At 65.6% G+C, this 25,572-nt stretch carries 26 protein-coding genes and 1 pseudogene; 11 read left to right on the top strand and 16 right to left on the bottom strand.

Going from position 1 to position 25,572, the window contains the following annotated elements; all coding sequences use genetic code 11:
- Positions 1 to 76 precede the first annotated feature (76 nt).
- Positions 77 to 2,659 carry a cation-translocating P-type ATPase gene (locus tag ACUXVA_RS19220; RefSeq protein ID WP_265078878.1) on the top strand — a complete coding sequence of 861 codons (2,583 nt, stop codon included), beginning with the start codon at positions 77 to 79 and terminating at the stop codon, positions 2,657 to 2,659.
- A 15-nt stretch (positions 2,660 to 2,674) separates the two neighbouring features.
- On the opposite strand, the gene ACUXVA_RS19215 is transcribed toward ACUXVA_RS19220, so the two are convergent.
- Together ACUXVA_RS19215 and ACUXVA_RS19210 are read right to left on the bottom strand one after the other, a co-directional pair.
- On the bottom strand, positions 2,675 to 3,130 hold the full coding sequence (locus tag ACUXVA_RS19215; RefSeq protein ID WP_265078879.1) for a VOC family protein: 456 nt from the start codon (positions 3,128 to 3,130) through the stop codon (positions 2,675 to 2,677).
- Between the two features lie 135 nt (positions 3,131 to 3,265).
- Complete coding sequence (locus tag ACUXVA_RS19210; protein ID WP_265078880.1) at positions 3,266 to 3,862, bottom strand: hypothetical protein; 597 nt, start codon at positions 3,860 to 3,862, stop codon at positions 3,266 to 3,268.
- Between the two features lie 195 nt (positions 3,863 to 4,057).
- Between ACUXVA_RS19210 and ACUXVA_RS19205 the strand changes: the two genes are divergently transcribed.
- Entirely contained in the window at positions 4,058 to 4,555 is a 498-nt protein-coding gene (locus ACUXVA_RS19205) for a peptide deformylase (protein WP_445487543.1), read from the top strand.
- Between the two features lie 6 nt (positions 4,556 to 4,561).
- On the opposite strand, the gene ACUXVA_RS19200 is transcribed toward ACUXVA_RS19205, so the two are convergent.
- Both ACUXVA_RS19200 and ACUXVA_RS19195 read right to left on the bottom strand, forming a co-directional pair.
- Complete coding sequence (locus ACUXVA_RS19200; protein WP_445493313.1) at positions 4,562 to 5,041, bottom strand: cytochrome P460 family protein; 480 nt, start codon at positions 5,039 to 5,041, stop codon at positions 4,562 to 4,564.
- A gap of 32 nt (positions 5,042 to 5,073) precedes the next feature.
- Positions 5,074 to 6,081: an alpha/beta fold hydrolase gene (locus ACUXVA_RS19195; protein ID WP_413776528.1), complete on the bottom strand. Its 1,008-nt coding sequence runs from the start codon at positions 6,079 to 6,081 to the stop codon at positions 5,074 to 5,076.
- 235 nt (positions 6,082 to 6,316) lie between these two features.
- Between ACUXVA_RS19195 and ACUXVA_RS19190 the strand changes: the two genes are divergently transcribed.
- The 6 genes from ACUXVA_RS19190 to ACUXVA_RS19165 all read left to right on the top strand — a co-directional run bounded on the left by ACUXVA_RS19190 (position 6,317) and on the right by ACUXVA_RS19165 (position 11,855).
- Entirely contained in the window at positions 6,317 to 7,894 is a 1,578-nt protein-coding gene (locus tag ACUXVA_RS19190; RefSeq protein ID WP_265083749.1) for a winged helix-turn-helix domain-containing protein, read from the top strand.
- A gap of 210 nt (positions 7,895 to 8,104) precedes the next feature.
- A complete protein-coding gene (locus ACUXVA_RS19185; RefSeq protein WP_265078884.1) occupies positions 8,105 to 8,293 on the top strand; it encodes a hypothetical protein in 189 nt (62 codons plus the stop codon).
- Positions 8,281 to 8,931, top strand: coding sequence for a polysaccharide deacetylase family protein (locus ACUXVA_RS19180; RefSeq protein ID WP_445487540.1), 651 nt, complete (start codon positions 8,281 to 8,283; stop codon positions 8,929 to 8,931). The genes ACUXVA_RS19185 and ACUXVA_RS19180 overlap by 13 nt, the downstream gene beginning before the upstream one ends.
- A gap of 38 nt (positions 8,932 to 8,969) precedes the next feature.
- On the top strand, positions 8,970 to 9,878 hold the full coding sequence (locus tag ACUXVA_RS19175) for a dioxygenase family protein (RefSeq protein WP_265078885.1): 909 nt from the start codon (positions 8,970 to 8,972) through the stop codon (positions 9,876 to 9,878).
- Between the two features lie 5 nt (positions 9,879 to 9,883).
- Positions 9,884 to 11,098: an ABC transporter substrate-binding protein gene (locus ACUXVA_RS19170; protein ID WP_265078886.1), complete on the top strand. Its 1,215-nt coding sequence runs from the start codon at positions 9,884 to 9,886 to the stop codon at positions 11,096 to 11,098.
- Between the two features lie 64 nt (positions 11,099 to 11,162).
- Positions 11,163 to 11,855, top strand: a complete 693-nt coding sequence (locus tag ACUXVA_RS19165) for a DUF4336 domain-containing protein (RefSeq protein WP_265078887.1) — start codon at positions 11,163 to 11,165, stop codon at positions 11,853 to 11,855.
- A gap of 151 nt (positions 11,856 to 12,006) precedes the next feature.
- On the opposite strand, the gene ACUXVA_RS19160 is transcribed toward ACUXVA_RS19165, so the two are convergent.
- The 5 genes from ACUXVA_RS19160 to ACUXVA_RS19140 form a co-directional block, all read right to left on the bottom strand.
- On the bottom strand, positions 12,007 to 12,315 hold the full coding sequence (locus tag ACUXVA_RS19160) for a hypothetical protein (RefSeq protein ID WP_265078888.1): 309 nt from the start codon (positions 12,313 to 12,315) through the stop codon (positions 12,007 to 12,009).
- 256 nt (positions 12,316 to 12,571) lie between these two features.
- Positions 12,572 to 13,243 (bottom strand): TenA family protein, encoded by a 672-nt coding sequence (locus tag ACUXVA_RS19155; RefSeq protein WP_265078889.1) that lies wholly within the window; start codon positions 13,241 to 13,243, stop codon positions 12,572 to 12,574.
- A gap of 22 nt (positions 13,244 to 13,265) precedes the next feature.
- Positions 13,266 to 13,610, bottom strand: coding sequence for a Lin0512 family protein (locus tag ACUXVA_RS19150; protein ID WP_265078890.1), 345 nt, complete (start codon positions 13,608 to 13,610; stop codon positions 13,266 to 13,268).
- Between the two features lie 168 nt (positions 13,611 to 13,778).
- A complete protein-coding gene (locus tag ACUXVA_RS19145) occupies positions 13,779 to 14,174 on the bottom strand; it encodes a VOC family protein (RefSeq protein ID WP_265078891.1) in 396 nt (131 codons plus the stop codon).
- Positions 14,175 to 14,176: 2 nt separating this feature from the next.
- Complete coding sequence (locus tag ACUXVA_RS19140) at positions 14,177 to 14,608, bottom strand: tautomerase family protein (protein WP_265078892.1); 432 nt, start codon at positions 14,606 to 14,608, stop codon at positions 14,177 to 14,179.
- A 119-nt stretch (positions 14,609 to 14,727) separates the two neighbouring features.
- Between ACUXVA_RS19140 and ACUXVA_RS19135 the strand changes: the two genes are divergently transcribed.
- Entirely contained in the window at positions 14,728 to 15,336 is a 609-nt protein-coding gene (locus tag ACUXVA_RS19135) for a TetR/AcrR family transcriptional regulator (protein ID WP_265078893.1), read from the top strand.
- A 146-nt stretch (positions 15,337 to 15,482) separates the two neighbouring features.
- Here the strand turns inward: ACUXVA_RS19135 and guaA are convergent, their stop codons facing one another.
- The 3 genes and pseudogenes from guaA to ACUXVA_RS19120 form a co-directional block, all read right to left on the bottom strand.
- Complete coding sequence (guaA, locus tag ACUXVA_RS19130; RefSeq protein ID WP_445487535.1) at positions 15,483 to 17,090, bottom strand: glutamine-hydrolyzing GMP synthase; 1,608 nt, start codon at positions 17,088 to 17,090, stop codon at positions 15,483 to 15,485.
- 174 nt (positions 17,091 to 17,264) lie between these two features.
- Positions 17,265 to 18,573, bottom strand: a pseudogene (locus tag ACUXVA_RS19125) (RsmB/NOP family class I SAM-dependent RNA methyltransferase).
- 56 nt (positions 18,574 to 18,629) lie between these two features.
- Complete coding sequence (locus ACUXVA_RS19120) at positions 18,630 to 18,983, bottom strand: hypothetical protein (protein ID WP_265078896.1); 354 nt, start codon at positions 18,981 to 18,983, stop codon at positions 18,630 to 18,632.
- A gap of 173 nt (positions 18,984 to 19,156) precedes the next feature.
- On the opposite strand from ACUXVA_RS19120, the gene ACUXVA_RS19115 reads away from it, so the two are divergent.
- Positions 19,157 to 19,867: an acriflavin resistance protein gene (locus ACUXVA_RS19115; protein ID WP_265078897.1), complete on the top strand. Its 711-nt coding sequence runs from the start codon at positions 19,157 to 19,159 to the stop codon at positions 19,865 to 19,867.
- A gap of 19 nt (positions 19,868 to 19,886) precedes the next feature.
- On the opposite strand, the gene ACUXVA_RS19110 is transcribed toward ACUXVA_RS19115, so the two are convergent.
- Positions 19,887 to 20,597 (bottom strand): ArsR/SmtB family transcription factor, encoded by a 711-nt coding sequence (locus tag ACUXVA_RS19110; protein WP_445487532.1) that lies wholly within the window; start codon positions 20,595 to 20,597, stop codon positions 19,887 to 19,889.
- Between the two features lie 104 nt (positions 20,598 to 20,701).
- Between ACUXVA_RS19110 and ACUXVA_RS19105 the strand changes: the two genes are divergently transcribed.
- Entirely contained in the window at positions 20,702 to 21,985 is a 1,284-nt protein-coding gene (locus ACUXVA_RS19105) for an MFS transporter (RefSeq protein ID WP_445487530.1), read from the top strand.
- A gap of 11 nt (positions 21,986 to 21,996) precedes the next feature.
- Here ACUXVA_RS19105 and ACUXVA_RS19100 read toward each other — a convergent pair whose 3' ends face one another.
- The 3 genes from ACUXVA_RS19100 to guaB all read right to left on the bottom strand — a co-directional run bounded on the left by ACUXVA_RS19100 (position 21,997) and on the right by guaB (position 25,430).
- Positions 21,997 to 23,022, bottom strand: coding sequence for an NADP-dependent oxidoreductase (locus ACUXVA_RS19100; protein WP_265078899.1), 1,026 nt, complete (start codon positions 23,020 to 23,022; stop codon positions 21,997 to 21,999).
- Between the two features lie 110 nt (positions 23,023 to 23,132).
- A complete protein-coding gene (locus tag ACUXVA_RS19095; RefSeq protein WP_265078900.1) occupies positions 23,133 to 23,765 on the bottom strand; it encodes a hypothetical protein in 633 nt (210 codons plus the stop codon).
- A 177-nt stretch (positions 23,766 to 23,942) separates the two neighbouring features.
- Positions 23,943 to 25,430 carry an IMP dehydrogenase gene (gene guaB / locus ACUXVA_RS19090; RefSeq protein ID WP_265078901.1) on the bottom strand — a complete coding sequence of 496 codons (1,488 nt, stop codon included), beginning with the start codon at positions 25,428 to 25,430 and terminating at the stop codon, positions 23,943 to 23,945.
- Between the last annotated feature and the right edge of the window lie 142 nt (positions 25,431 to 25,572).

The following is a 25,572-nucleotide window of genomic DNA, read 5'->3' as shown; positions in this document are numbered from 1 at the left end:
CCGATCAACCCACGCGCGTCATGCATGGGGCATTCCCGATGCGGCAGCCAGTTGCCGGTTGCACGGAAAGCACAGCATGCCGAATGCGTCGAACCCACCGTCTCGCCTTGATGGTCTCAGCGTAGCGGAAGCCGGCGCGCGCCTGGCGCGCGACGGATATAACGAGCTGCCGCGCTCGGCGCGACGCACGCCGTTCCGCATCGTGCTGGAGGTGATCCGCGAGCCAATGCTGGCGCTGCTGATCGGCGGCGGCGCTGTCTACCTGCTTTTGGGCGACCTGACGGAGGCGGTGATCCTGATCGCCTTTGCCGGCCTGTCGGTGGTTATCACCGTGGTTCAGGAAACCCGCACGGAACGCGTGCTGGATGCACTGCGCGACCTGACCAGCCCGCGTGCGCTGGTGATCCGCGATGGCGAGCGCCAGCGCATCGCCGGTCGCGAGGTGGTGCGCGGCGATCTGATCGTGCTCGGCGAGGGCGACCGCGTTCCGGCCGACGCGCAGTTTATCGAGGGGCAGGACCTGCAGGCCGACGAATCCCTGCTGACTGGCGAATCCGTGCCGGTGCGCAAGGCGCCGGACCCCACCCTGTCCCCGCAGCGGCAGCGACCGGGCGGCGACGATCTGCCCACCGCCTTCTCCGGCACCTTGATCGTGCGCGGCGCGGGCATTGCCGAAGTGGTCGCCACCGGCGCCACCAGCGAGATCGGCAGGATCGGCAAGACCCTCGGCACCCTCGATACGGCGGCGCCACATCTGCAGACCCAGACCCGCAGGATCGTCGGCATCTTTGCGCTGGTCGGCGGCGCCATCAGCGCGCTGGTGGTGGTCCTCTACGGCACCTTGCGCGGCGGCTGGCTCGACGCGGTGCTGGCCGGCATTGCCGTGGGCATGTCGATGCTGCCCGAGGAATTCCCGGTGGTGCTGACGGTGTTCATGGCGATGGGCGCCTGGCGCATCTCGCAGGTCCGCGTCCTCACCCGCCGCGCCACCGCCATCGAGACGCTGGGATCGGCCACGGTGCTGTGCACCGACAAGACCGGCACGCTGACGGAAAACCGCATGACCATTTCCGAACTTCGCCTGACCGACGGCGCGTCGTGCGTGGTCGATGCCGGCAAGCCGCTGGCGGAGCCGTTTCGGGAACTGGTCAGGTCCGGCGTCAAGGCCAGCGCCGTCCAGCCGTTCGATCCGATGGAGAAGGCGTTTCACATAGTGGCGGCTTCCAACGCTCAGGCAACGACGGCCGCCGATGGCCGTCTGGTCAGGACCTATGCGCTGCGTCCGGATCTGCTCGCCATGTCCAACGTCTGGCAGCCCGCCGCAGATGGCGCATTGCTGGTCGCGGCCAAGGGCGCACCGGAAGCGGTCGCCGATCTCTGCCGCCTCGCGCCGGCACAACGCGAAGCCGTCACCACGGCCGTGGACCAGATGGCGGCGGCCGGGTTGCGCGTGCTCGGCGTGGCCCGTGCGTCGTTCACCGGATCGGCGCTTCCGGATGCGCAGCCCGATTTCGACTTTGAGTTTGCAGGGCTGGTCGGGCTCGCCGATCCGCTGCGGCCAAGCGTGCCGGCGGCAGTGGCCGAGTGCCGCTCCGCCGGCATCCGCGTTATCATGATCACCGGCGACTATCCGGCCACGGCGCGCGAGGTGGCGCGCCAGGCCGGACTCGGCGACAGCGACCCGATCAGCGGCGACGAACTGGAAACGTTGAGCGACGCGGAACTGATCGTGCGGATCAGGACAACATCGGTATTCGCTCGCATCATGCCTGAACAGAAGCTGCGCATCGTCCAGGCGCTGAAGGCCGACGGCGAGATCGTCGCGATGACCGGCGACGGCGTCAACGATGCGCCCTCGCTGAAGGCCGCGCATATCGGCGTCGCCATGGGCGGCCGCGGCACCGATGTGGCCCGCGAGGCGTCATCGATCGTGCTGCTCGACGACGATTTCGGCTCGATCGTAACCACGGTCCGGCTCGGCCGCCGCATCTTCGACAATCTGCGCAAGGCCATGAGCTTCATCTTCGCGGTACACGTGCCGATCGCCGGCCTCGCTTTGCTGCCGCTGATCTTCGGCCTGCCGATCCTGTTCGGTCCGATGCACATCGCCTTCCTCGAAATGGTCATCGACCCCGTCTGCTCGCTGGTGTTCGAGGCCGAAACCGAGGAAGATGACCTGATGCGGCGGCCGCCGCGCGATCCCGCCGAGCCGCTGTTTTCGATGTCGATGATCCTGTGGAGCTTGCTGCAGGGCGTCCTCGCCTTCGCGGTGGTGGCGGCGATCTTCGTCATCGCGCTCCAGCGCGGCATGCCGGAAAACGAGGTGCGGGCGCTGACCTTCTTCTCGCTGGTCATCAGCATCGTCGCGCTGATCATTCTCAACCGGTCCGCCAGCACCTCGCTGCTGAAAGCGATCCGCCGTCCCAACCGCGCGCTGGCGCTGGTGGTCTGCGGAGTTGCGGCGATGCTGGCGCTGACCCTGCTATGGCCGTTCGCACGCCACCTGTTCCGCTTCGGGCCCCTGCATGCGGACGACATCACCCTGACCATCGGCGCCGGAATCGTCATTCTTGTGGTTCTGGAACTGCTTAAACCGCTATGGCGCAGGATATTTTCCGCCGCCGCGCGAAACAGCCCAATCGCGCCACAGCCGCTATGACCTCTCGCCGTTCGGTCAGGATGGCTTCCTGGTCCGGTGCTTCTCCCTCAAGGCGCGACGTTTCTGCTTTTCCAGAAAGTGCATCACTTCCAGCTTCAGCCCGTCCGGATCGAGGAAGTACACCGCATAATAGCCCTCGCCATAGCTGGGATAGTCGGCGGGCGCGTCGACGATCTCGACCTGCTCGGCCAGCAGAAAGGCGTAGAGCGCATCGACCTCCTCGCGCACGCCGAGCTCAAACGCATAATGATGGTAGCCGATGTCGCCGGTGTGGTGCTTGTGACGCTTGCCCGCGGCATCCGCCTCGGTGATCCAGAACAAGGTCTCGCCATTGTCCCAGCCGACCACCTTGTCGAACTCCCACTCCAGGGTGAAGCCCATGAAGCCGAGCACCTTGTCGTAGAATTGCCTGGAGCGCGCGAGATCGCTGACGCGGATGGCGAGATGGTCGATTCCGATGACCTTGACCATGGTCGTTCTCTCCGGCCGCTGCCCGCGGTGACATCGGCTGCAACGATCATCAACACGCGGCCCTGCGAGAATGCAAGACCCGCTCAACGGCGGCGTCTGCGGGTCATCGAGATGTCCGCGGTCTGGCGCGGCCGTTCACGGAGCCGTTGGGGCGACACGCGGCACCGGGGTTATATCGGTCGGCGGAGCAATGGTCGTCGGAGCCACGGGCGGCGCTTCTGTCGCGACGGCCGGTTCGTCGGCAACAGCTCCCGGGGGAGCGATCGGCGCGGGCGGCGCCGGCGCAACCTGGGCCGCGGGCGTGGCGACGTTAGCGGTCGGTGCGCACAACGTCATGCCGGCTGCGGCTGCGGCGCCGATCAAGGTGGCCAGCGACTTCAATTCAGGCGACTGACGGGGATCCCGCACAATCGCGCCGGCCTCGTCGACCAGCCGCGCGTTGCAGGCGCAGCTCTGAATCCCGCCGGAGGGCGTGCAGGCATCGTGGTGCATGCATGCCACGTCCAGGGCATCGATCGGGTCGGCGCCCGCGCGATTGCCGACACCGCAATAATTGCCATGGAATACCAGTTCGCCGTGCTTGACGGCGGCGGGCGTGTCGGCTGCAGCCGCCAGCTTGTCGTCGCGCTCGCCGGCCTGCGCACCGGTCATGAATGCGAGCGAGGCCGCACACAACATGAAAGCAGCAACGCTGCGCCGCAGCCGCGGGAAGAGGCTCTTGGACGTGGTCATGACAGGGAGGCGTTCCGATGATGCTGGCCGACCGGCAGATCCGGTCCGCAAGAAGACGCCCGACACGCCCATCGGTTCCCTCGGGAGGTTGTCGCTCCCGGCGATCTGCACAGGTCTCAGGCAGTCGCCCTACCGTGGAGGATGCGCTCAATCGGCCACTAATGCGTTGGCAACCCCGTCGTGCGATAGTGCGCCATGACCATCCGCACCATTGTCCGCTATCCCGATCCGCGCCTGACGCTGCCCGCACAACCCGTCACCGTGTTCGACGACGCGCTGCGCGACCTGGCGCGCGACCTGCTGGACACCATGCACGCCGCGCCGGGCATCGGCATCACCGCGCCGCATATCGGCCTGTCGCTGCGGCTGGTGGTGCTCGACCTCGACCCGGTCGATGGCGCACGCATCTATGTCAATCCGGAAATCACCTGGGCCTCCCCTGAGACGATCATGCACCAGGAGGGCAGCGTCTCGATGCCCGGCGTCAATGACGACATCCAGCGCCATGCGCGGATCCGCATCAGCTACCAGGATCTCGACGGCACCCCACAGACCGAGGAGTCGGCAGGCCTGCGCGCGGTCTGTCACCAGCACGAAATCGACCAGCTCAACGGCATGTTCTGGCTGCAGCGGTTGTCCCGCCTCAAGCGCGAGCGGCTGATCAAGCGCTTCGAGAAGATGTCACGCGGTTGAACGCCCTCAGGGGGCCCACCGCGTGAAGACGTAGTCATGGCCTTTGACGCGCGCTTCGTGGCACGCGAAGCAGGTCCGGTGCTGCGCCTCGTCGACGGGCTTGCCTGCGACAAACCTGCCAAATCCCCAGCCGCCGGTTGCCGCATATTTCCGGGAGTCCTTGACCATGATCTGGACCGTGGTCGCCGCACCGGGAACGGAGGCCGGCTCGAACTCGGGCGAGGTCACGTGCTTCCAGGCAAGCTTCGCGAGAACGGTGCCGTCCGGAAACGGCAGCGCGCCGTCGGCATAGGCCTTGATTGCCACGGCATTGCCGAGCACGGCGCGAAGCTCGTTCAGTGGCTCGGCTTCCTGCGCCGGCGCAATCGGCTGCCACTGCCGATAACCCTGCGGAATGGTGACGCCATAGATCGGCGAGGCATCGCCATTGCCGACGTTGGTTTCCGCGGCGAGCGCCGCGGCCGCCGCACATGATGCGATGGCCATGCCAATGGCGAGGTGCCTCACGCTCATGTCCCTCACCCCCGCCCGGATGCCATGCGGTCGGCGTCGATCACTGCCTCGGCGAAGGCGCGCGGCGCCTCCTGTGGCAGATTGTGCCCGATGCCGCCGGTGATCGCGCGATGCTCATACTTGCCCGTGAACTTCTTCGCATAGGCGCTGGCCTCCGGATGAGGCGCACCATTGGCGTCGCCTTCCATGGTGATGGTCGGCACCGCGATATCGGGCGCCTGAGCGAGGCGTTTTTCCAGATCGTCATATCTCGCTTCGCCCTCGGCCAGGCCAAGACGCCAGCGATAGTTGTGGATCGAGATCGCGACATGATCCGGATTGTTCAGCGACGCCGCGCTGCGATCGAAGGTGGCGTCGTCGAAATTCCATTTCGGCGAGGCGATCTGCCAGATCAGTTTCGCAAAATCGTGCCGATACTTGTCGTAACCCGCACGGCCGCGCTCGGTCGCGAAATAGTATTGATACCACCACTGCAGCTCGGCCTTCGGTGGCAGCGGCATCTCGTTGGCCTTCTGGCTGCCGATCAGGTAGCCGCTGACAGAGACCATGGCCTTGACGCGCTCCGGCCAGATCGCCGCGATGATGTTCACCGTCCGCGCGCCCCAGTCGCAGCCGCCGAGGGTCGCCTTGTCGATCTTGAGCGCATCCATCAGGGCAATGATATCAATGGCCAGCGCGGCCTGCTGTCCATTGCGCGGCGTTGCCGCCGACCGGAAGCGCGTGGCGCCGTAGCCGCGCAGCGAGGGGACGATCACGCGGTAGCCAGTTGCAGCCAGCAACGGCGCCACATCCACATAGGTGTGGATGTCATAGGGCCAGCCGTGCACCAGAATGACGACCGGCCCATCAGCGGGACCGTCCTCGGCATAGCTGACACTCAAATCGCCGGCATCGACCTGCTTCATCGCGCGGAACGAGGCATTGGCTGGGGCAGAGCCGGCAGGCAGCGTCTTTGGCACTGGCCCGGTCTGGCCGCGGGCTGAAACCGTCAGCCCGAACTGGGCGGCTGCCATGCCCAGGACGGCCGTGCCCAGGAAACGACGGCGATGGGGGTTGATATCGTCAGGCGTCCTGATGATGCTCATGGTGATCTCCTTGAATCCCGGCGGGAACTTTGCCGTTGTTCCCACGATGCCCGAATGATCGGACGGCCGCTTTCAGGTGAAAAGGATTTTCGCTTCAGACGGCGATGATTTTTCCGTTAGAACGGTTTCGCCCGCCGGGGGCAACCGCAGCGAGATCCTCATTTTGCGCTACCTTTTCGACGTTTTTGCCCTCGACCCCAGCCGCCGGGAATTGCGCCGCGGCGAAGACCATATCGCGATCGAACCACAGGTCTTCGACGTGCTGGAGTTCCTTGTCCGATCGCGTGACCGAGTGGTCAGCCGTGACGATCTGCTCGCCGCGGTGTGGCACGGGCGCATCGTCTCGGAAGCGACGCTGAGCAGCCGCATCAATTCGGCGCGCGCCGCCATTGGCGACAGCGGCGAGGAGCAGCGGCTGATCCGCACCCTGCCGCGCAAGGGCCTGCGTTTCGTGGGCGATGTCAGGGAGGAGGAGGCCTCCTCGGAGCCGGTCGTTAAAACAATTCCGGACAGCGAGGCGCCGGGCATCGCGGACCCGGACGGCCCGTCGATTGCGGTGCTGCCGTTCACCAATATGAGCGGCGATCCCGAGGAGGACTACTTTGCCGACGGCATCGCGGAGGAGATCATCACCGCGCTGTCCCGCTGCAGCGGACTGTTCGTGATCGCGCGCAATTCCTCGTTCACCTACAAGGGTGAAGCGATCGATATCCGCCGGGTCGGCCAGGAACTCGGCGTCAGCTATGTGCTCGAGGGTAGCGTCCGCCGCGGCGGCGAGCGGCTTCGTATCATCGGCCAGTTGATCGACGCACGGTCCGGCAATCATCTGTGGGCCGACCGCTTCGACGGCGACCGGGGCGACGTCTTCGACCTGCAGGACCGCATCACCGAGCACGTCGTGGCGGCCATCGAGCCCACCTTGCGGCTGGCCGAGATCGAACGCCGCAAGCACAACCGTCCCGGCAAGCTCGACGCCTATGACCTGCTGCTGCGGGCCTACGCGCTGGAACATGAATTCACTGCGGACAGCCTGACCGAAGCGCTGGCCTGCCTCGACCAGGCCCTGGCCGTCGAGCCGAACTACGCGCCGGCCATGGCCGCGGCGGCCTATTGTCATGCGCAGCGCCACTTTCAGGGATGGGTGGCGGCCGACGGAACGCATCGCGCCACGGGCATGGAGCTGGCCTGGTGCGCCATCGAGCTCGCGCCGAGCGACCCGCAAGTGCTGTGGATGACGGCATTTGCGATCTGGAATCTCGCCGACACGCAGACCGCAAAGGATGCGGCCGTCGAACTGTTCGGCCGTTCGCTGGCGATCAACCCGAACTCCGCGATGGCACTGTCGCTGGGCGGCTGGATCGAAACCATGCGCGGCAACCAGGGCACTGGTCGCGAGATGCTGCAGCGCGCCGCCCGGCTCAGCCCGCTCGATCCGCGCGGCTGGTTCGTCTCGGGCGCCATGGCCATCGCCGCGATCATCGACGAGAATTATCCGGAGGCTGTGGCGTGGGCGGAAAAGGCCCTGGTGCAGAACCGGCGCTACGCGGTAGCGCTGCGTGCGCTGGCTGTGGCACTGGTGAAGATCGGGCAGCGCGAGCGCGCCGCCCAAGTGGTACGGGAATTATTGAGCATCGCGCCGGATCTGACGATCGCCAAGTTCTTCGCGCGCATCCCCGTCCCTCTTGCATCGATGGCCAAGAATTACAGGGAAGCGCTCAAGGCTGCAGGCCTGCCGGAGTAAGCCATCTTCATGCCGCGCCGCAGCGCAGTCGCTGGTTTTCAGACGACGTCCATTTCAGTCTCGCCTCTCCAGTACAAAGTGTTACCATCGCAGCGCGACAGGATCGACCAACCGACAAGGTGAAATCGCCCGTCGGTCGTTTCGCTGCAACGCAGCGAAGCGCGGATAAGCGCGCCACAAGGCTCCGTCTGCACATGGGAGGACATGGGCATGCTCGACAAGGCACCCAACGGAAACGTCACGGCGCTACTGTCCACGCTGGACAGCGCGTTGACTGCCGGCGACATTGCGCTCGCCGTTGATGCGGCTTGCGTGCCGGCAACGATCGCAAGGAGCGATCGACGCCCCGCCGTCGTCGCGCAAAGCGCGATGCTCCAGGAGAATTCATGTTCGATCTGACACTCAGCTTTGACAATGGACCGGAGCCCGACGTCACCCCCGGCGTGCTCGACCTCCTCGCCCGGCGCGGGATCAGCACAACTTTTTTCGTCATCGGCGAAAAGATCGCGGACCCCGCGCGCCGGACGCTCGCCGAACGCGCGCAGGCCGAAGGCCATTGGATCGGCAATCACACCTACACCCATTCGCTGCCGCTCGGGCGGCAGCCCGATGCCGCAATGGCCGAGAGCGAGATTACGCGCACGCAGGCCGTGCTGGGCGACCTGGCACGTCCCGAGCGCCTGTTCCGGCCGTTCGGCGGTGGCGGCCAGCTGAATGACGGCCTGTTCCGACCGTCGGTCGTGAAACACCTCGAACAGGAGCGCTACACCTGCGTGCTCTGGAACGCGATCCCGCGCGACTGGAACGATCCCGAAAACTGGGTCGAGCGCGCGCTTGACCAATGCCGGACCCAGGCATGGACGCTGATGGTGCTGCATGATCTGCCGACCGGCGCCATGCGGCACCTGCCGCGTTTTCTCGATGCGGCAGCGGAAGCCGGCGCGCGCTTTCGCCAGGATTTTCCGCCGGACTGCGTGCCGATCCGGCGGGGCGAGGTGATATTGCCCATGACGGACTACGTTTCCAATCTGGACTGACAATCGCAACCAACAAAAATACCAAAGGGAGACTAACGATGCGGGACCTGACCACCGAGAGCGTCACCGACGCCGTTCTGGAGCAGATGGGCGAAACTCAAGATCCGCGGCTCAAGCAGGTGATGGAAAGCCTGGTGCGCCACATGCACGCCTTCGCCCGCGATGTCAGCCTGACGCCTGATGAATGGCTGAGGGCGATCGGCTTTCTCACCAAGGTCGGCCAAACCTGCACCCCCGCCCGCCAGGAATTCATCCTGCTGTCCGACGTTCTCGGGCTCAGTGCGCTGGTCAACCTGCTGCATGACAAGACGGCGATCGAACTGGGGACGGAAAGCAGCTTGCTCGGCCCGTTCTACCAGCAGAACGCGCCTTCGTTCGCTCTCGGCGACTCGATCGCCGCCAAGGCCGACGAAGCGCCGGAGCTGCTGCTGTATGGCCAGGTCACCGACAAGGAAGGCAAACCGTTGCCGCATGCCCAGATCCAGGTCTGGCAGACCGATGCCAAGGGCGAATACGACCTGCAGAAATACCGTGGCGAGCACATGGACATGCGCGGCAACTTCCGCGCCGATGCCGACGGGCGCTTCCATTTCCGCACCGTCATGCCGCTCGGCTACTACATTCCCATGGACGGGCCGGTGGGCGCGCTGATCCGCGCCCAGCAGCGCCACGGCTGCCGGCCGGCGCATATCCACTTCCTGATCGGCGCCGACGGCTACCGCGAGCTGGTCACGGCGATCTACCTGTCGAACGATCCGCATATCGATTCCGATACGGTGTTCGGCGTGTCGAGCTCGCTGGTGGTGACGCCGCGCGACAACGATGCGGACGCGCCGGTCAAGGGCTTGCCGGCCATCCGCTACGACTTCCGCCTTGGCGTGGCCTCGGACGACGAGACCGGCCGCGTCGGCGCCGACCCGTCGCAAATCCTCGCGATGGCGGGGTAAGCGTCATGAAACGCCTGCTCTCCGGACTGGCCCTCACGGGCCTGCTCACAAGCGCGACCATCGCCAGCGTCCACGCCGCGCCGCCGTCCAATCCGGTGAAGCTCGGCGTCATCACCGACATGACCGGCAGCCTGTCCGCGCAAAGCGGGCGCGGCTCGGTGATTGCCGCACAAATGGCGATCGACGACTGCCTCGCCAAGGAATGCGCGGGGATGAAAGTCGAGCTGCTGTCCGCCGATCACCAGAACAAGCCGGACATCGCCGTCAACATCGTCCGCAAATGGATCGACGTCGATGGCGTCGATGCGGTGACCGACATCATCCAGGCCGGTGTCCAGCTCGCGATTCAGAACCTGATGAAGGAAAAGAACCGCATCGCTTTGTTCCCCGGCGGCACGGCACGGCTTGCCAATGAGGACTGCGCGCCCAAGACCAGCGTGCTGTGGATGTGGGACACCTATGGCCAGGCCGTCGGCATCACCCGCCCGCTGGCGAAGCCCGACAGCTCCTGGTACTTCGTCGCCGCCGACTATGCCTTCGGCAATTCGCTGATCGCCGATGCCACCGGTCTGGTGCAGCGCGCCGGCGGCAAGGTGGTCGGTTCGGTCAAGCACCCGTTCAACGCCACCGGCGATTTTGCGTCCTACCTGCTGCAGGCGCAATCCTCGGGCGCCGGCATCGTCGCCATCGGCTCGACCGGCGGCGATCTCATCAACATGCTCAAGCAGGCGCGGGAATTCGGGCTCGGCAAGGACAAGCAGAAGGTCGCCAGCTTCGTGCTCACTCTGCCCGACGTCGCGGCCCTCGGCCTCGACATCACCCAGGGCATCACCGTCAACGAGGCCTTCTACTGGAATCTGGACGCGCAAAGCCGCGCCTTCGGCAAGCGCTTCTTCGAACGCTACCAGGGCATGCCATCGACCATCCAGGCCGGCGTCTATTCCGTGACGCTGCACTATCTGAAGTCCGTCGCCGCCGCCGGCACCACCGACACCGCGGCGGTGATGGCCAAGATGCATGAACTCCCGATCTCCGATGCCACCGTGCGCAACGCCACCTTGCGCGTCGACGGCAGGATGGAGCACGACTCCTATCTGTTCCGGGTCAAAACACCCGCCGAGAGCAAGGAGCCTTTCGACTTCTACGAGTTGCAGGCGACGATTCCGGCCAAGGAGGCGTTCCGGCCGTTGACGGAGAGTGTTTGTCCGGCGTTGAAGTAAGCGAAGCGGTGCGATATTGCGGGAGCAATCGTCGCACCGCTGCTGCCGGCGTGGAGGATCAATCTTGCTGGAAAAACTCGGTGACGAGATTTGGACGGCCGAGGGATCCGACGTCGTGGCTATGCTCGGCTTTCACTACCCGACCCGCATGGCGGTCATCAGACTGGCCGGCAGCGAACTCTTTGTCTGGTCGCCCATCGCGCCGACAGACGGCCTGCGGGCGGAGGTCGAAGCGCTCGGGAACGTCGGCTATCTGATCGCGCCCAATGCGCTGCATCATCTGTTCATCGCCGACTGGAAGCGCAGCTATCCGGATGCACGCATCTATGCCGCGCCCGGATTGCGCGAGAAGCGCAGAGATATCGCTTTCGACGGCGAGCTCGGCGACACGTCCGTTCCCGAATGGTCCGGGGACATCGAACATGTGGTCGTGAAGGGTAACGCCATCACCAGCGAGGCGGTGTTCTTTCATCGCACCAACCGCACCGTGATCTTCACCGATCTCATTCAGCAGCTTCCCGCCAACTGGTTTTCCGGCTGGCGCGCCGTCGTTGCCAAATGGGACCTGATGCTTGGCCCCGAGCCGTCGGTGCCGCGAAAATTTCGAGCCGCCTTTACCGATCGCCGGGCGGCACGCGCCTCCGTTGAACGCATCCTGGCGTGGCCCGCTGAAAAGGTGCTGATGGCTCATGGAACGCCGGTGAACGCGAACGGCCAGGCATTCCTGCGGCGGGCATTCGGATGGCTGATCCGATGATCGCCATCAAGCGCGGACCTGCACCGACAAACGCGCTGCCCTGCCCTGCCGCACCGTTGCAGGACGTCGGATGTCTCAAAGAAGATCTTTGGCATCCGTCATCGCAACATCGCTCGCCCGGACGCACATAGCGACCGCTGCGCGAACTCGATCAGCCGTCGGTCACCGTCACGCCGGTCACCTTGGCCGGTCTCACACCTGAGCAGGCGGCGCTCAGCAAGGTTCGGCGGACCTCGGCGTTGGTGTATTCATGGCCGTTCACCGCCGGCACTTCGACATCCCAGGGCCCTGCGGAGTCGCCGGGATCGCCTCCGAAGGTCCAGGTGCCCGCCGGCAGGCATCCCAGAATGTAGTTCTTCATGGTCGCCACCGACGGGTTACGCCCACGGCCGCCGAAGGTGAACTGCAACTGATGGTCGGTGGCGGCAAAGGCGGGCTCGGCAAGGACCATGGTCAGCACGACCGCGGCGAGTACGGCTCGGAAAAGACATTGGGGGCACCCTGCTCTCATGGGACACCCGACACGCAATGCAATTACTGCGATTACTTTTAATTTAATACAACCAAATGTCAAGCCGGTCGTCATGCTTCGAACCGCTGAATACGCCAGACACTGGCGCGGGTCCCAAACGACACGCTGCTCGCGCCCCCCGCAGCAAGTGCCAAGATTGCATAGGTCGGTTCGGCTGTGAGGCAGGCGCCCCCGACCATGCAGGTCAGCGCGGAAGCATTTCCGGGCCAAGTCCCATCTGCCAGAAATCTGCCTCCAGACGCGACGCCTGGCCGAACAGCGCGGCCAGTTCGTTGAAGCGTCGCCCGGTCATCGCCCGTGCCGCCAGATCGTCGAGATGTCGGCGCGCCTTGATGGCGACGTCCTGATAGGCGTCGCCGGCGTATTCGCCGATCCATTCCCGATAGGGATGATCGCCGAGCGCCTCGGCGCCGTGCGGCGCGAGCCTGCGGCCGATCTCGGCGTAGCCGATGACACAGGGCGCCAGCGCCACATGCAGCTCGAGCAGATCGCCGGCCGCGCCGCAGTCCAGCACGAAGCGCGTATAGGCGACGGTGGCCTGATGTTCGGGCGCCGCCTCGATCTCGGCGGGCGACAGCCCCCAGCGCCCGCACAGCCGGACGTGCAGCGCCATCTCGTCGAGGATCGCGGCCAGTCCCGCCTGCGCCGTCTTCATGTCGTCGAGCGTGCGGCTCTTGTAGGTCGCCAGCGCATAGGCCCGCGCGAACTGGATCAGGAACAGATAGTCCTGCACCAGATAGGTGCGAAACGCCGCCTCCGGCAGCGTGCCTGCCCCAAGCTGCCGGACGAAGTCGTGATCGACATAAGCGGCCCAGTCGTCCGCCGCCGCGGCTTTCAACCGATCGAAGATATCCATCGCTACAGCCCCAGGCGCGACGTCACTTGCCATCATCGAGGCTCACCAGCACGGCCGCATTGGCAATGAGAATGCCGTCGCCGCCGCTCTCGGCCGGAATGTCCAGGCCGCCCTTGACCGCCGTGACGGTCACCGTGCCGTAGGGAAGTTCCTTCGCCACGGCCGCTGTATCGACGTCCTCGGGATTGGGCACCGCAATGGTGACGTCGACGAGCATGTCATGCGGCGTCTTGCCGAGCAGCCGGAAGAACCCGACGCTGGAATGGCGGATCGCATCAGAGACCGCGCGCTTCGCCGCCTTGGTGGCATCGCGGCCATGGACGTCGACGCCCATGCCCATCTCGGTAATACAACGCACCCGTGCCATTCGTGTCGTCTCCGTTGGCCTCTAAAACTATCGGAAAACCCAAAGCCAATCATCACAGATGGTCACAGCGCACAAGTGCGCAGCGTACCGCGCGACCCAACAGCGAGACGGCGAAATACGCTGCGCTATTCCGCCCTACGGCCCTGCGTACTATTGATGTTGAAAGCATCACGCAACGCAATCCAGCATCCATTGCACGCCGAACCGGTCGGTGAGTTTGCCGAAGTAGCTCCCCCAAGGTTGATCTGCGAGCGGCGTAGTTATCCGGCCGCCATCAGCCAAACAGACAAACAGCCTATCGGTGCTGTCGCGATCATCCACGATCAGCATATGAGCAGAACCTCGCATTGGCTCGGCATCGTGATTGTCCGAAGCGAAAAACAGTATACCCGGCCCTTCGAAGCGCGCATGCATCACCTTGCCCTGCATGACGTCGGTGACGACGGGTATACCATGAGCGCCGTGGCGCATTAGTTCGGTGACTTGGCCGAGCCCACATTCCGTATAGAAGGCAAGCGCTTCTTCGCATTGCGTAGTGAAGAACAGATAATTGGCAAGCCGCATGTTCAACTCCGTTGCGCGGATGTGCCTGTGATGGCCCCAATGAGATCGGCATTGCTGTAGCTTCGCCCGGCGATACCCCAGGCCCCGTCCGGGGCATAGACGATGTTTGACCAGATGTGCTCGCGTTTGAGCCGTCCTCCGGCGGCCTTTTCGACGATATCTGTCGCCTTTTCGATGAAGGCCTTCTTCGCCTCGGGCGTTACCAGCGCGATCTCTGGCAGCTTGAGTTCGACAAACGCCGCCGCAATTGGCTTTCCAGCGGCACGCACATGTTCCTTCGGGAGGACGTTGATCGAGCCGATGACGTTCGGAGTCATGAAAGCATTGCCGGTCAGGCCGGAGACCTCCAGAAGGGCATCCGTCAGTCCGTCAAAGGCGCGTGTCTGCTCCTCGGATGAAAGCAGGCCCACGGGCACTGTGAGCGTGATGGGCATGGGTCTCTCCTTGTTTGAATCGCGACGGCGGCTCATATACGTTGGTCACTCTTTATCAATACACATCGCTCACTCTCTTAGCAAGAGATAAAGAGCGAATACTCTCTATGGAAATGACCATGCGTTACAGCACCGAACACAAACAGGAGACCCGTGCGCGCGTCGTCGCAGCCGCCGGACAGGTTTTTCGAGAGGAAGGCTATGGAGGCGCCAGTATCGATGCGCTGACGAAGGCGGCTGGGGTTACCAACGGCGCTTTCTACGGACACTTCAAGTCCAAGAGCGACGCCTTCCGCACCGCCGTCCTGTCGGGGCTGGAAGAGCTGCGACTGGGGATCGCGGCACTCAAGGCGGATCGGCCAGGAGATTGGCTGAAGGCTTTCGTCGGCTATTACCTCGGCTACAAGCGAACCTGCGAACTTGGCGAGAGCTGTGCCTTGCCGAGCCTGTCCCCCGACGTGATGCGCGCTGACAACGAAACGCGAGGCGCCTATACCGCGGAATTGAAGCGCCTCATCGAGGAAGTCGCCGCCGGCCTGCCGGAGAATGAAGCGCCGGGCCGAGCCGACACCTCACGAGAGGACCAAGCGATCCTGCTTCTTGCCATGCTTAGTGGCGGCGTCACGCTATCCCGCGCCGTATCCGATGCAGCGCTGTCCGCACGCATCGCAAATCTTGTCGCGCAGGCCGCCCTTTCTGGACCGCAGCAGGGTAAGAAGCGGGCTTGAACTTGGGCCGTCACACTTCGACGATAAGAACGTTGAAGCTGAGATAAGAGTTCTAAGTGTAACGAAACTCATTCTGTTCGGCGACAACGCCTATCACGGCAAAGCTAGCCTGACCGGCCTTGTATCTGTATCCATCACGACGCTCCTCACTCCCACTCAATCGTCCCCGGCGGCTTCGACGTGATGTCATACACCACGCGGTTGACGCCCTTGACCTCGTTGATGATGCGCGTTGCGGTCTCGCCGAGGAACTTCATCTCGAACGGATAGAAGTCGGCGGTCATGCCGTCGGTGGAGGTGACGGCGCGCAGGCCGACGACGAATTCGTAGGTGCGGCCGTCGCCCATCACGCCGACGGTCTTGACCGGCAGCAGCACGGCAAAAGCCTGCCAGATAGTGTCGTACAGGCCGGCCTTGCGGATCTGGTCGATATAGACCGCGTCGGCGTTGCGCAGGATGTCGAGCTTGTCGGCGGTGATCTCGCCGGGGCAGCGGATGGCGAGGCCCGGCCCGGGGAACGGATGGCGGCCGACAAAGATGTCCGGCAGGCCGAGTTCGCGCCCCAATACGCGGACCTCGTCCTTGAACAGTTCGCGCAGCGGCTCGACCAGCTTCATCTTCATAAAGTCCGGCAGGCCGCCGACATTGTGGTGCGACTTGATGGTCACCGAGGGGCCGCCAGTGAACGACACGCTCTCGATCACGTCGGGATACAGCGTGCCCTGCGCGAGGAAGTCCGCGCCGCCGATCTTCTTGGCCTCGGCATCGAACACGTCGATGAACAGCCCGCCGATAATCTTGCGCTTCTGCTCGGGGTCGGTAACGCCCTTGAGCTTGCCGAGGAACAGCTCTTCCGCCTGCACATGGACCAGCGGGATGTTGTAGTGGCCGCGGAACAGGTCGACGACGGTCTTGCCCTCGTCCTTGCGCAGCATGCCGTGGTCGACGAACACGCAGGTGAGCTGGTCGCCGATCGCCTCGTGGATCAGCACCGCGGCCACCGCGGAATCGACGCCGCCGCTTAGGCCGCAGATGACGCGACCGGAGCCGACCTGGGCGCGGATCTTCTCGATCGCTTCCTCGCGGAAGGCGCGCATGGTCCAGTCGCCGGTGAGGCCCGCGACCTTGCGCACGAAGTTGCGGATCAGCTTGGCGCCGTCGGGGGTGTGCACCACTTCGGGGTGGAACTGCATCGCGTAGAACTTGCGGACATCGTCGGCGATGATAGAGATCGGCGAGCCCGGCGCTTTGGCGACGGCGCGAAAACCTTCCGGCAGCTTGGTGACGCGGTCGCCGTGGCTCATCCAGACGTCGTACTGGCCGCCCTTCTCCCAGACGCCGTCGAACAGCGCGCAGCTGTCGGTGATCTCGATTTTGGCGCGGCCAAATTCGCGGTGGTGGCCGGCTTCGACGGTGCCGCCGAGCTGCTGCGCCATGGTTTGCTCGCCATAGCAGATGCCGAGCACCGGCACGCCGGCATTGAGGATCAACAGCGGCGCCGACGGCGCATCGTGATCCAACACCGAGGCTGGTCCCCCGGACAGGATCACCGCCTTGGGCTTCATCGCGGCAAAGGCTTCTGCAGCCTTGTTGAACGGCACGATCTCGGAATAGACGCCCTCCTCGCGGACCCGGCGCGCGATCAGCTGGGTCACCTGGGAGCCGAAATCGACGATCAGAATCTTGTCATGTTCCGCAGCCACATGGGGCGACGGATCGACGGGCGGGACGGAGGTTTTGCTGGGAGCTGTCATAGCGAGCAATTACGCGACTCCCGCGGGCCTCGCAAGCCCCGCAGGCGTCGCCATGGAACGCGATCGTCCCCTCTCCCGCTTGCGGGGAGGGTTAGGGAGGGGGTGCCGCGACGACGGAATGAGTGGCAGCCCCCACCCGGCCCTCCCCCGCAAGCGGGAGAGGGAGAAAAAGCCCTACTCCGCCTTCTTGCGCGCCAACACCGAGACGAAAAACCCGTCAGTCCCGGTCCGCCGCGGGGTCATCAGCAGGCCCTCGGGGCTCTGCAGGGTGACGGCCGCAAAAGCCTCGGCCTTGTCCCACAGCACCGAGGTGACCTGCTCGACCGGTACCACCGAGAAATCCGGGTGGCGGGCGACAAAGCCGCGGATCTGTTCGTTGTTTTCCTGCGGCAGCACCGAACAGGTGATGTAGGCGATGCGGCCGCCGGGCTTCACCAGATGCACCGCCCGCTCCAGCACCTCGACCTGGTCCTTGATGCGGACCTCAAGCGCGCCCGGGCGCATCCGCCATTTGGCGTCGGGATTGCGGCGCCAGGTGCCGGTGCCGGTGCACGGCGCGTCGATCACCACCAGGTCGGCGGAGGCATGGATGTCGCTGAGCGTGTCGTCCGGCCCCTTGGGGGTGCGGATGTCGCAATTATGCACGCCGGCGCGCGACAGCCGCTCGTAGATCGGCGCAAGCTGGCGCTTGTCGCTGTCGGTGGCGATCAGCCGGCCCTTGCCCTGCATCATCGCCGCCAGCGCCAGGGTCTTGCCGCCGGCGCCGGCGCAAAGGTCGATCACCTGCTCGCCGGGTTTTGCGCCCGACAGCAGCGCCGCCAGGCTGCGATCCCTCGTCCTGCACCTCGACGGCGCCCTTGATGAAATCCTCCTCGGCATGGATGCCGGGATTGCGGGCGTCGGCGCCGAGATCGATGCGCAGCCCGATCGGCGACCACGGCGTCTCCACGGCGCCGAGATGCTTCATCGACGCCAGCACCTTGTCGCGCTTGGCCTTCAGCGTGTTGACGCGCAGGTCGAGCGGCGCGCGGCTGGCCATGGCGGTGGCTTCGGCCACGCGGTCGTCGCCGAACACCTGTGTGAGATGGCCGTCGAGCCATTCCGGATAGTCGCCGGCGATGTGCGGCGGCGCGTCGGCCACGGTGCGCGACGCCAGTGCGGCGTGTTCGGTGTCGGTCAGTGCCGACGGCGCGAAACGGCCGCCGTCGCACAGCGCGCCGATGGCGTCGACGTCCATCTTGCGTTCGGCCTTCAGCATGCCCAGCACGCGGGCGCGCGGCGTGTCGCTGTCCATGATCCAGGCGCTGGAGGCGCGGCGGCGCAGCACGTCCCAGACCAGGCCGGCAATGCCTGCGCGATCGCCGGAGCCGGCGAAACGGTGCGCGGTGCCCCATTCCTTCAGCGCCTTGGCGGCGGGAATGCGCTGGGTCTCGATGGCCTCGATCAGCTCGATGGCGGCGGACAGTCTTGCGGCGGGAGTCATAGCAATCTTTCAACGGAGAAACGGGCGCAGTCACGCCTTCGGGCGCGCTTGCGCCGTCAGAGCAGCAGCAGCATGCGCAGCGCGAAGTAGAACCACATCGCCAGCAGCACCAGCGCGCCGGCCAGGAAGCCCTGCGAACGGCCGTTGCCAGCACCGAAGATACCGGCACTGAGGAAGCGCGTGACGACGAACACCCAGGACAGGCAGACCAGCGCCAGATCGATCTTTCGCAGGGGCAGGCCGAGCGCGACCAGGGCGTAGAACAGCAGATCGAGCTGCGACGCCGTATACGGCGCGTCGGCGGCATCGTTGCGGCCGGTCGCCGCCCCGCGCCTGCCGGTCCAGAACCACGCTCCCAGCGTCAACGCCACCAGCACGAACACCGGCAGCAAAACCATTTGAACCGACATGAATCGCCCCCAGTGTCCCTTGACGCCTACGCTATAGCCGCCGCCCCACCGCATGACAATTAAGGCCTGAAGCCGCGATGAACCGCAGCATGCGCCGCCACGACCAAGATGGGAACCGCGCTTCCCAGGCGGATGCCCTGCCCGGGTTCGATACGGCCCAGCGAGATGTCGCGATGACCGACCTGGACACACTCTTCAACGGCATGACCGGGCTGGCCGGCACATTCGGCCATGCCGTCTCGGGCGTAACGAGCGAACTCAACCACCTCATGGCGGTCGCCGACGACAATCCGGACGGATGGGGCGGCCTGCTGATGTCGGGCCTTGCCGGCGCCGCCACCGCGGTGGCGGTGGCCATCGCGCTGTCGCTATATTTCCACAGCGGATACCGTTCGTCGCGCGATCTCGTCCGCCATGGCGTCGGCGCGGTGGCGGCGCTGGTGCTGCTCGCCTTCGCGGTCTCCGATGTCCGCCACGCCGCGCTGAACTACCTCGGCATGATCGCCTCGAAACCCGCGATCGAGTTCGAGATCCGGCTGCCCGATGCGGTGGCCGCCCAAGTTGACACATCGGCCACCCAGATCGAGCTGCATACCGACCGTAACCAGACGCTGGCCAGCCTGCGCGAGGGCCCCACCTTCACCAGCGCCGGCGAGAGCATTCTGCGCGGCTCGGTGCCGCTGGTGTTTCGCACCGCCAACCGCACCGTGATCCTCAACCTGCCCGGCCAGGCACAGCGGCTGTTCCGGCTGCGGCTGGCGCCGAGCCCCAGCCAGTCAGCCGAATTCGGCCCGTGGCATCTGGTCGACGAGGTCGCCACCGCCCGTTCCGCTGCGCCGACGCGGGCCGACGATGTCTATGCCATCCGCTACCGGGTGATCTGACGCCGGAAGCGCAACGGATCTAGCCTATCGTCGCGCCAAACGTGTCGCGAAAGATGCGCGCGCCCTTCGGCGTGATCAGTACAGCACGTGTCGCGTCCAGCCGCCTGGTCCATCCCTGATCCAGGCTGTGCGCGCAGATCGCGGCGCCCAGCGCACCGGCCAGATGAGGCCGCCGTTCGCTCCAGTCCAGACACGGGCGGCACAGCACGCGGCCGGAGCGCGCCGTTCGCCGCGCCAGCAACGGCGCGGTGTCGAGCCCGATGCCGGCGAGGAAAGCCATGCCGGCGTCGGTCAGAACGCCGGCGTCGCCGGCCAGTTCGACATGGCCGCGCGCGATCAGGGAATCGGCGAGCGCCACGCCGAGTTGTCCGGCCAGATGATCGTAGCAGGTGCGCGCCTTGCGCATCGCCGCGTCGCGCGGCCCGACCGAGAGATGCGAGCGATCGGGCGCGAGATCCGCGGCCACCTGCATGATGCTCTCCAGCATCCGCGCCACCGATGCCGTCGCCAGCCGGTGATAGCGATGCCGGCCCTGCCGCTCGACGCTCAACAGTCCGACCGCGGTCATCCGGCTCAGATGCCCGCTCGCCGTCTGCGGCGTGACGCCGGCGGCCCTCGCCAGTTCGGTCGCGGTCAGCGCGCGGCCGTCCATCAACGCATGCAGCATGCTGGCGCGCGCCGGGTCGCCCGACAGCGCCGCGATCTCGGCGAACATGGCTTGGCTGGGCATCGCGTGGACCTCTTCGATTCCCATGCATCCTAGGCCGGGTCGGCGCCGAATGCTTCGGCCTCGGCCGAAGCATTCGTTCGTTTTTTCCCACATGACTGTCGGAGATGGACATCGAGTCGGAAACTGCGCGGCAGGCGAAAACAATGGGCGGCACGACGCTGTTTTATGGCTGGCGCGTGGTCGCCGCGGCCTTCACGCTGGCGGTGTTCGGCTGGGGGCTCGGCTTCTACGGTCCGCCGATCTATCTGCATGCGGTACGCGAGGCACGCGGCTGGTCGCTGGCGCTGGTTTCCTCGGCCGTCACTGCGCACTACCTGTTCGGCGCGATGGTGATCGCCAACCTCCCCGGCCTGTATCGGCGGTTCGGCATCCCGACCGTTACGAAGATGGGCGCCATCGCGCTGGCGCTCGGCGTCACCGGCTGGGCGCTGGCCGCACAGCCATGGCAGCCGTTCGCGGCGACGCTGCTCAGCGGCGCCGGCTGGGTGGCGCTCGGCGCCGCCGCGGTCAACGCGATCGTGGCACCCTGGTTCGACCGCAAGCGTCCGGCGGCACTGGCGCAGGCCTATAACGGTGCCAGCATCGGCGGCGTGGTGTTCTCGCCGCTGTGGGGCGCCGCGATCGGATGGCTGGGGTTTCCGCTGGCGGCAGCGCTGATCGGCGCGGTCATGGTTGTCGCGGTCTGGATCCTGGCGGATCTGTACTTCGCCAGATCGCCGCAGCAGATGGGGCTGGCGCCGGACGGGGATCTCATCGCAACGCCAACGATCTCCAGCGCTTCGCCTACAGCGCGCCCGCTTGCCGGCAACCTTCTGTGGCGCAACGTTCGCTTCGTCACCCTCGCGGCCGGCATGGCGCTCGGCCTGTTCGCGCAGATCGGCCTGCTGGCGCATCTGTTCTCGTTGCTGGTCCCGGTGATGGGCGCGCAGATCGCCGGCATTGCCGCCGGCGCGGCCACCGCGGCGGCAATTGCCGGGCGGTCGCTGGTCGGCTGGCTGATGCCCGCAGGCTGCGACCGCCGACTGGTCGCCTGCGCCAGCTATGGCGTGCAGATCGCCGGCTCGCTCGCCTTCCTGCTCGCCGGCGGCGACAGCGTGCCGCTGCTGCTGCTCGGCATCGTGCTGTTCGGCGCCGGCATCGGCAATGCCACCTCGCTGCCGCCGCTGATCGCGCAGGTCGAATTCGTCCGGGAGGACGTGCCGCGCGTGGTGCCGCTGATCGTCGCCATCGGCCAGGCGACCTACGCCTTCGCGCCGGCGGTCTTCGGATTGATCCGCGAATGGGCGCCCGGCGCAGGCGCAGCCGGCGCCGCGCCCTGGCTGTTCGTCACGGCGGCGATCATCCAGGCACTGGCGATCGCAGCCCTGCTCGCCGGTCGGAGCCGTTGACGGCTGAACGCTTACGCCTTGTCCGGCCCGACGCGCACCAGCTGCTTGCCGAAGTTGGCGCCCTTCAGCAGGCCCATGAAGGCCTCCGGCGCGCTGTCGAGGCCTTCGGTGACGAACTCCTTGTACTTCACCTTGCCCTCCTTCACCCATTGCGACATGTCGCGCAGAAACTCCTGACGGCGCCCGGCGAAGTCGCTGACGATGAAGCCGCGAATGGTGAGGCGCTTGGTCAGCACGTTGCGCATCATGGCACCGGCCCATTTCGGCACCGAACTCTCGGTGTCGTTGTACTGCGCGATCAGCCCGCACACCGGCATGCGCGCAAAGGCATTGAACAGCGGAAACACCGCCTCGAACACCGCGCCGCCGACATTCTCGAAGTACACGTCGATGCCATCGGGACACGCCGCCTTCAGCTTCGCCGCAAAATCCGGATCGCGATGATCGATGCAGTCGGCGAAACCGAGCTCGTTCTTCACGTAGTCGCACTTGTCCTTGCCGCCGGCGATGCCGACCGCCCGCGCACCCTTGACCATGGCGATCTGGCCCACCGCCGAGCCCACCGCGCCCGAGGCCGCCGCCACCACGACGGTCTCGCCTTCCTTGGGCTGGCCGATGTCCAGCAGCCCGGTATAGGCGGTCATGCCGGGCATGCCGAGCACGCCGACCGCGGTCTGCACCGGGCCGAGCGCCGGATCGATCTTGCGCAGCATCTTGCCGTCAGAGACCGCATGGGTCTGCCAGCCGCTATGTGCCAGCACGATATCGCCCTTGGCGAAGCCGGGATTGTTGGAGGCGATCACCTCGCAGACCGTGCCGCCTTCCATGGTGCCGCCCACCGGCACCGGCGCCGCGTAAGACGGTCCATCGCTCATGCGACCGCGCATATAGGGATCGAGCGACAGCCAGATCGTGCGCAGCAGGACCTCGCCCTCGCCCGGCGTGGGCACGGTGTAATCCTCGCTGCGAAAGTCGGAGGGTTTTGGCGCGCCGTGGGGGCGTGCGGCAAGGACGATGCGCCTGGCTGATGCGGACATGGATCTTTCCTCTGTTTCGGTTCGTTGGCGTTTCTTGACGGGGCCTCGCAAAAACGCGGCGCGCGAAAACTCGCGCGCCGCGTCAGATCCGTCAATGCTGTCGTCAGTCGTCAGGCTGCGGCGGTGATCTTCGCCAGCACCTTGTCGAAGGCGGCCGCGGCGGACGGCAGGTCTTTGAAGGCCAGCCCGCCATCGGCGGACTGCTTCTGCGCTTCGGTCGCGGTCGGACGGATCTCCGCTACCGGCTTGCCGCCATCGAGCATGGTCAGCGGCGCGATCACCTGGAATTCATGTTCCTCAACCGGCTGGTCCTTGAGCAGGAACACGCTGAGCGACACGATGTCCTTGCCGCGGCGATAGGAGATGTAGCGATCCACCGCCACCGAACCGTCGCGCTGCATGCCGCCGAGCTTGGCATAGCCCTTGGCATCGAGCAGCTTGTGCGACTTGAAGCCCTTGACGCCGACCGAATTGGCCTTGGCAGTCTCCTCGGAGAGGTCGTATTTCGCCGCCATCTCCTTGCCGACAACAGCCAGCTCTCCGGCCATCTGGTGCTCGAACTCCTTCGACGGGCTGCGCGGCTTGGCGCCGGCGCTGCGCGGCTTGTTGGCCTGGCGCTTCTCCAGTTCGGCGGTGCACTTGGCAATCAGCTCGTCGACGGACTTGCGCTCCGCATTGACCCGCAGGTTCTTCAGGTCCGGCGTGGAAAGGGCGGAGATCCTGTCGTCTGTCCAATCGACCATAGCGTTCAACATTCTTTTCTGAATTTACGGTGAGATGATTCTCTGAAAACCGCGCCACACGCCCGAAGACGGGCCCGCTGCACGTGGCAGCGTCAGGTGGCAGGCCATCCTAGCGCCTTTTCGCGCCCCTGTGGGGCTCAATTTGCGGGGAAAGCGGCTATGCGCCGCCCGCGGCAATCAAGCACCGCCGGGGTAATTCGGGCTTTCGCGGGTGATGGTCACGTCATGGACGTGGCTTTCGCGCAGGCCGGCGCTGGTAATGCGCACGAATTCCGCCTTTTCGTGGAACTCGGTCAGGTTCTTGGCCCCGACATAGCCCATCGCCGCGCGCAGGCCACCGGCCAGCTGATGCATCACATTGGCGACCGGGCCTTTGTAGGCCACCTGCCCCTCGATGCCCTCGGGCACCAGCTTCAGCGTGTCCTTGATGTCCTGCTGGAAGTACCGATCGGCCGAGCCGCGGGCCATGGCGCCCACCGAGCCCATGCCGCGATAGGCTTTGTAAGAGCGGCCCTGCCACAGGAACACCTCGCCGGGGGTCTCGTCGGTGCCGGCCAGCAATGAGCCGACCATGGCGATGTCCGCGCCGGCGGCCAGCGCCTTGGCGAGATCGCCGGAGAACTTGATGCCGCCGTCGGCGATCACCGGAATGTTGTGCTTCTTGGCGGCTTCCACCGCATCCATGATCGCGGTGAGCTGCGGCACGCCAACGCCGGCGACGATGCGCGTGGTGCAGATCGAGCCCGGACCGATGCCGACCTTGATGGCATCGGCGCCGGCATCGATCAGCGCCTGCGCGCCCTCGGTGGTGGCGACGTTGCCGGCGATCACCTGTACGGCGTTGGACAGCCGCTTGATCCGATTCACCGCGTCGAGCACGCGCGACGAGTGACCGTGCGCGGTGTCGACCACGACGATATCGACGCCGGCATCGATCAGCCGTTCGGTGCGCTCATAGCCACCCTCGCCCACGGTGGTTGCCGCGGCGACGCGCAGCCGGCCCTGGGCATCCTTGCTGGCCAGCGGATGCGCGACCGCGTGCTCCATGTCCTTGACGGTGATCAGGCCGACGCAGCGATACTGGTCGTCGACGACGAGCAGCTTCTCGATGCGATGCTGGTGCAGCATGCGCTTGGCTTCGTCCTGGCTGACGCCCTCGCGCACCGTCACGAGATTCTCGTGGGTCATCAGTTCGGAAATCTTCTGCCGCGGGTCGGTGGCGAAGCGCACGTCGCGGTTGGTGAGGATACCGACCAGCTTGCCGGGGACGCCCTTGCTCGCGCCGGTGACCACCGGAATGCCGGAGAAGCCGTGCTCCTTCATCAGCGCCAGCGCGTCGGCGAGCATGGCGTCGGGGCCGATGGTCAGCGGATTGACCACCATGCCGGATTCATACTTCTTCACCTGCCGCACCTGGGCGGCCTGGCCTTCGACGTCGAAATTGCGGTGGATCACGCCGATGCCGCCGGCCTGCGCCATGGCGATGGCCATGCGGGCTTCGGTCACGGTATCCATCGCCGAAGCGATGATCGGAATGTTGAGCGGAATGGCGCGGGTGGCGAAGGAGCGGATGTCGGCGTCCGAGGGCAGAATGTCGGACAAAGCCGGCTTCAGCAGCACGTCGTCGAACGTGAATGCTTCGCGAATCTTATGAATAACCGCCATCGCCAACTCCAATAAGCGGCTGATTTGCCGCGTTCGAACCGCAGGATGAGCCAATTTGCCGGCGATGCGGTGCATCGTCGTCGAATCGAAGCCCATCGGGAGGGTTGGCGGTGGTCGATAGCATGCTGTCGTGACGATTCAA

This window comes from Rhodopseudomonas sp. RCAM05734, from assembly GCF_052658035.1.
The sequence above is the reverse complement of the archived record's forward strand: the minus strand, read 5'-3'. Positions and strand labels throughout refer to the sequence as shown.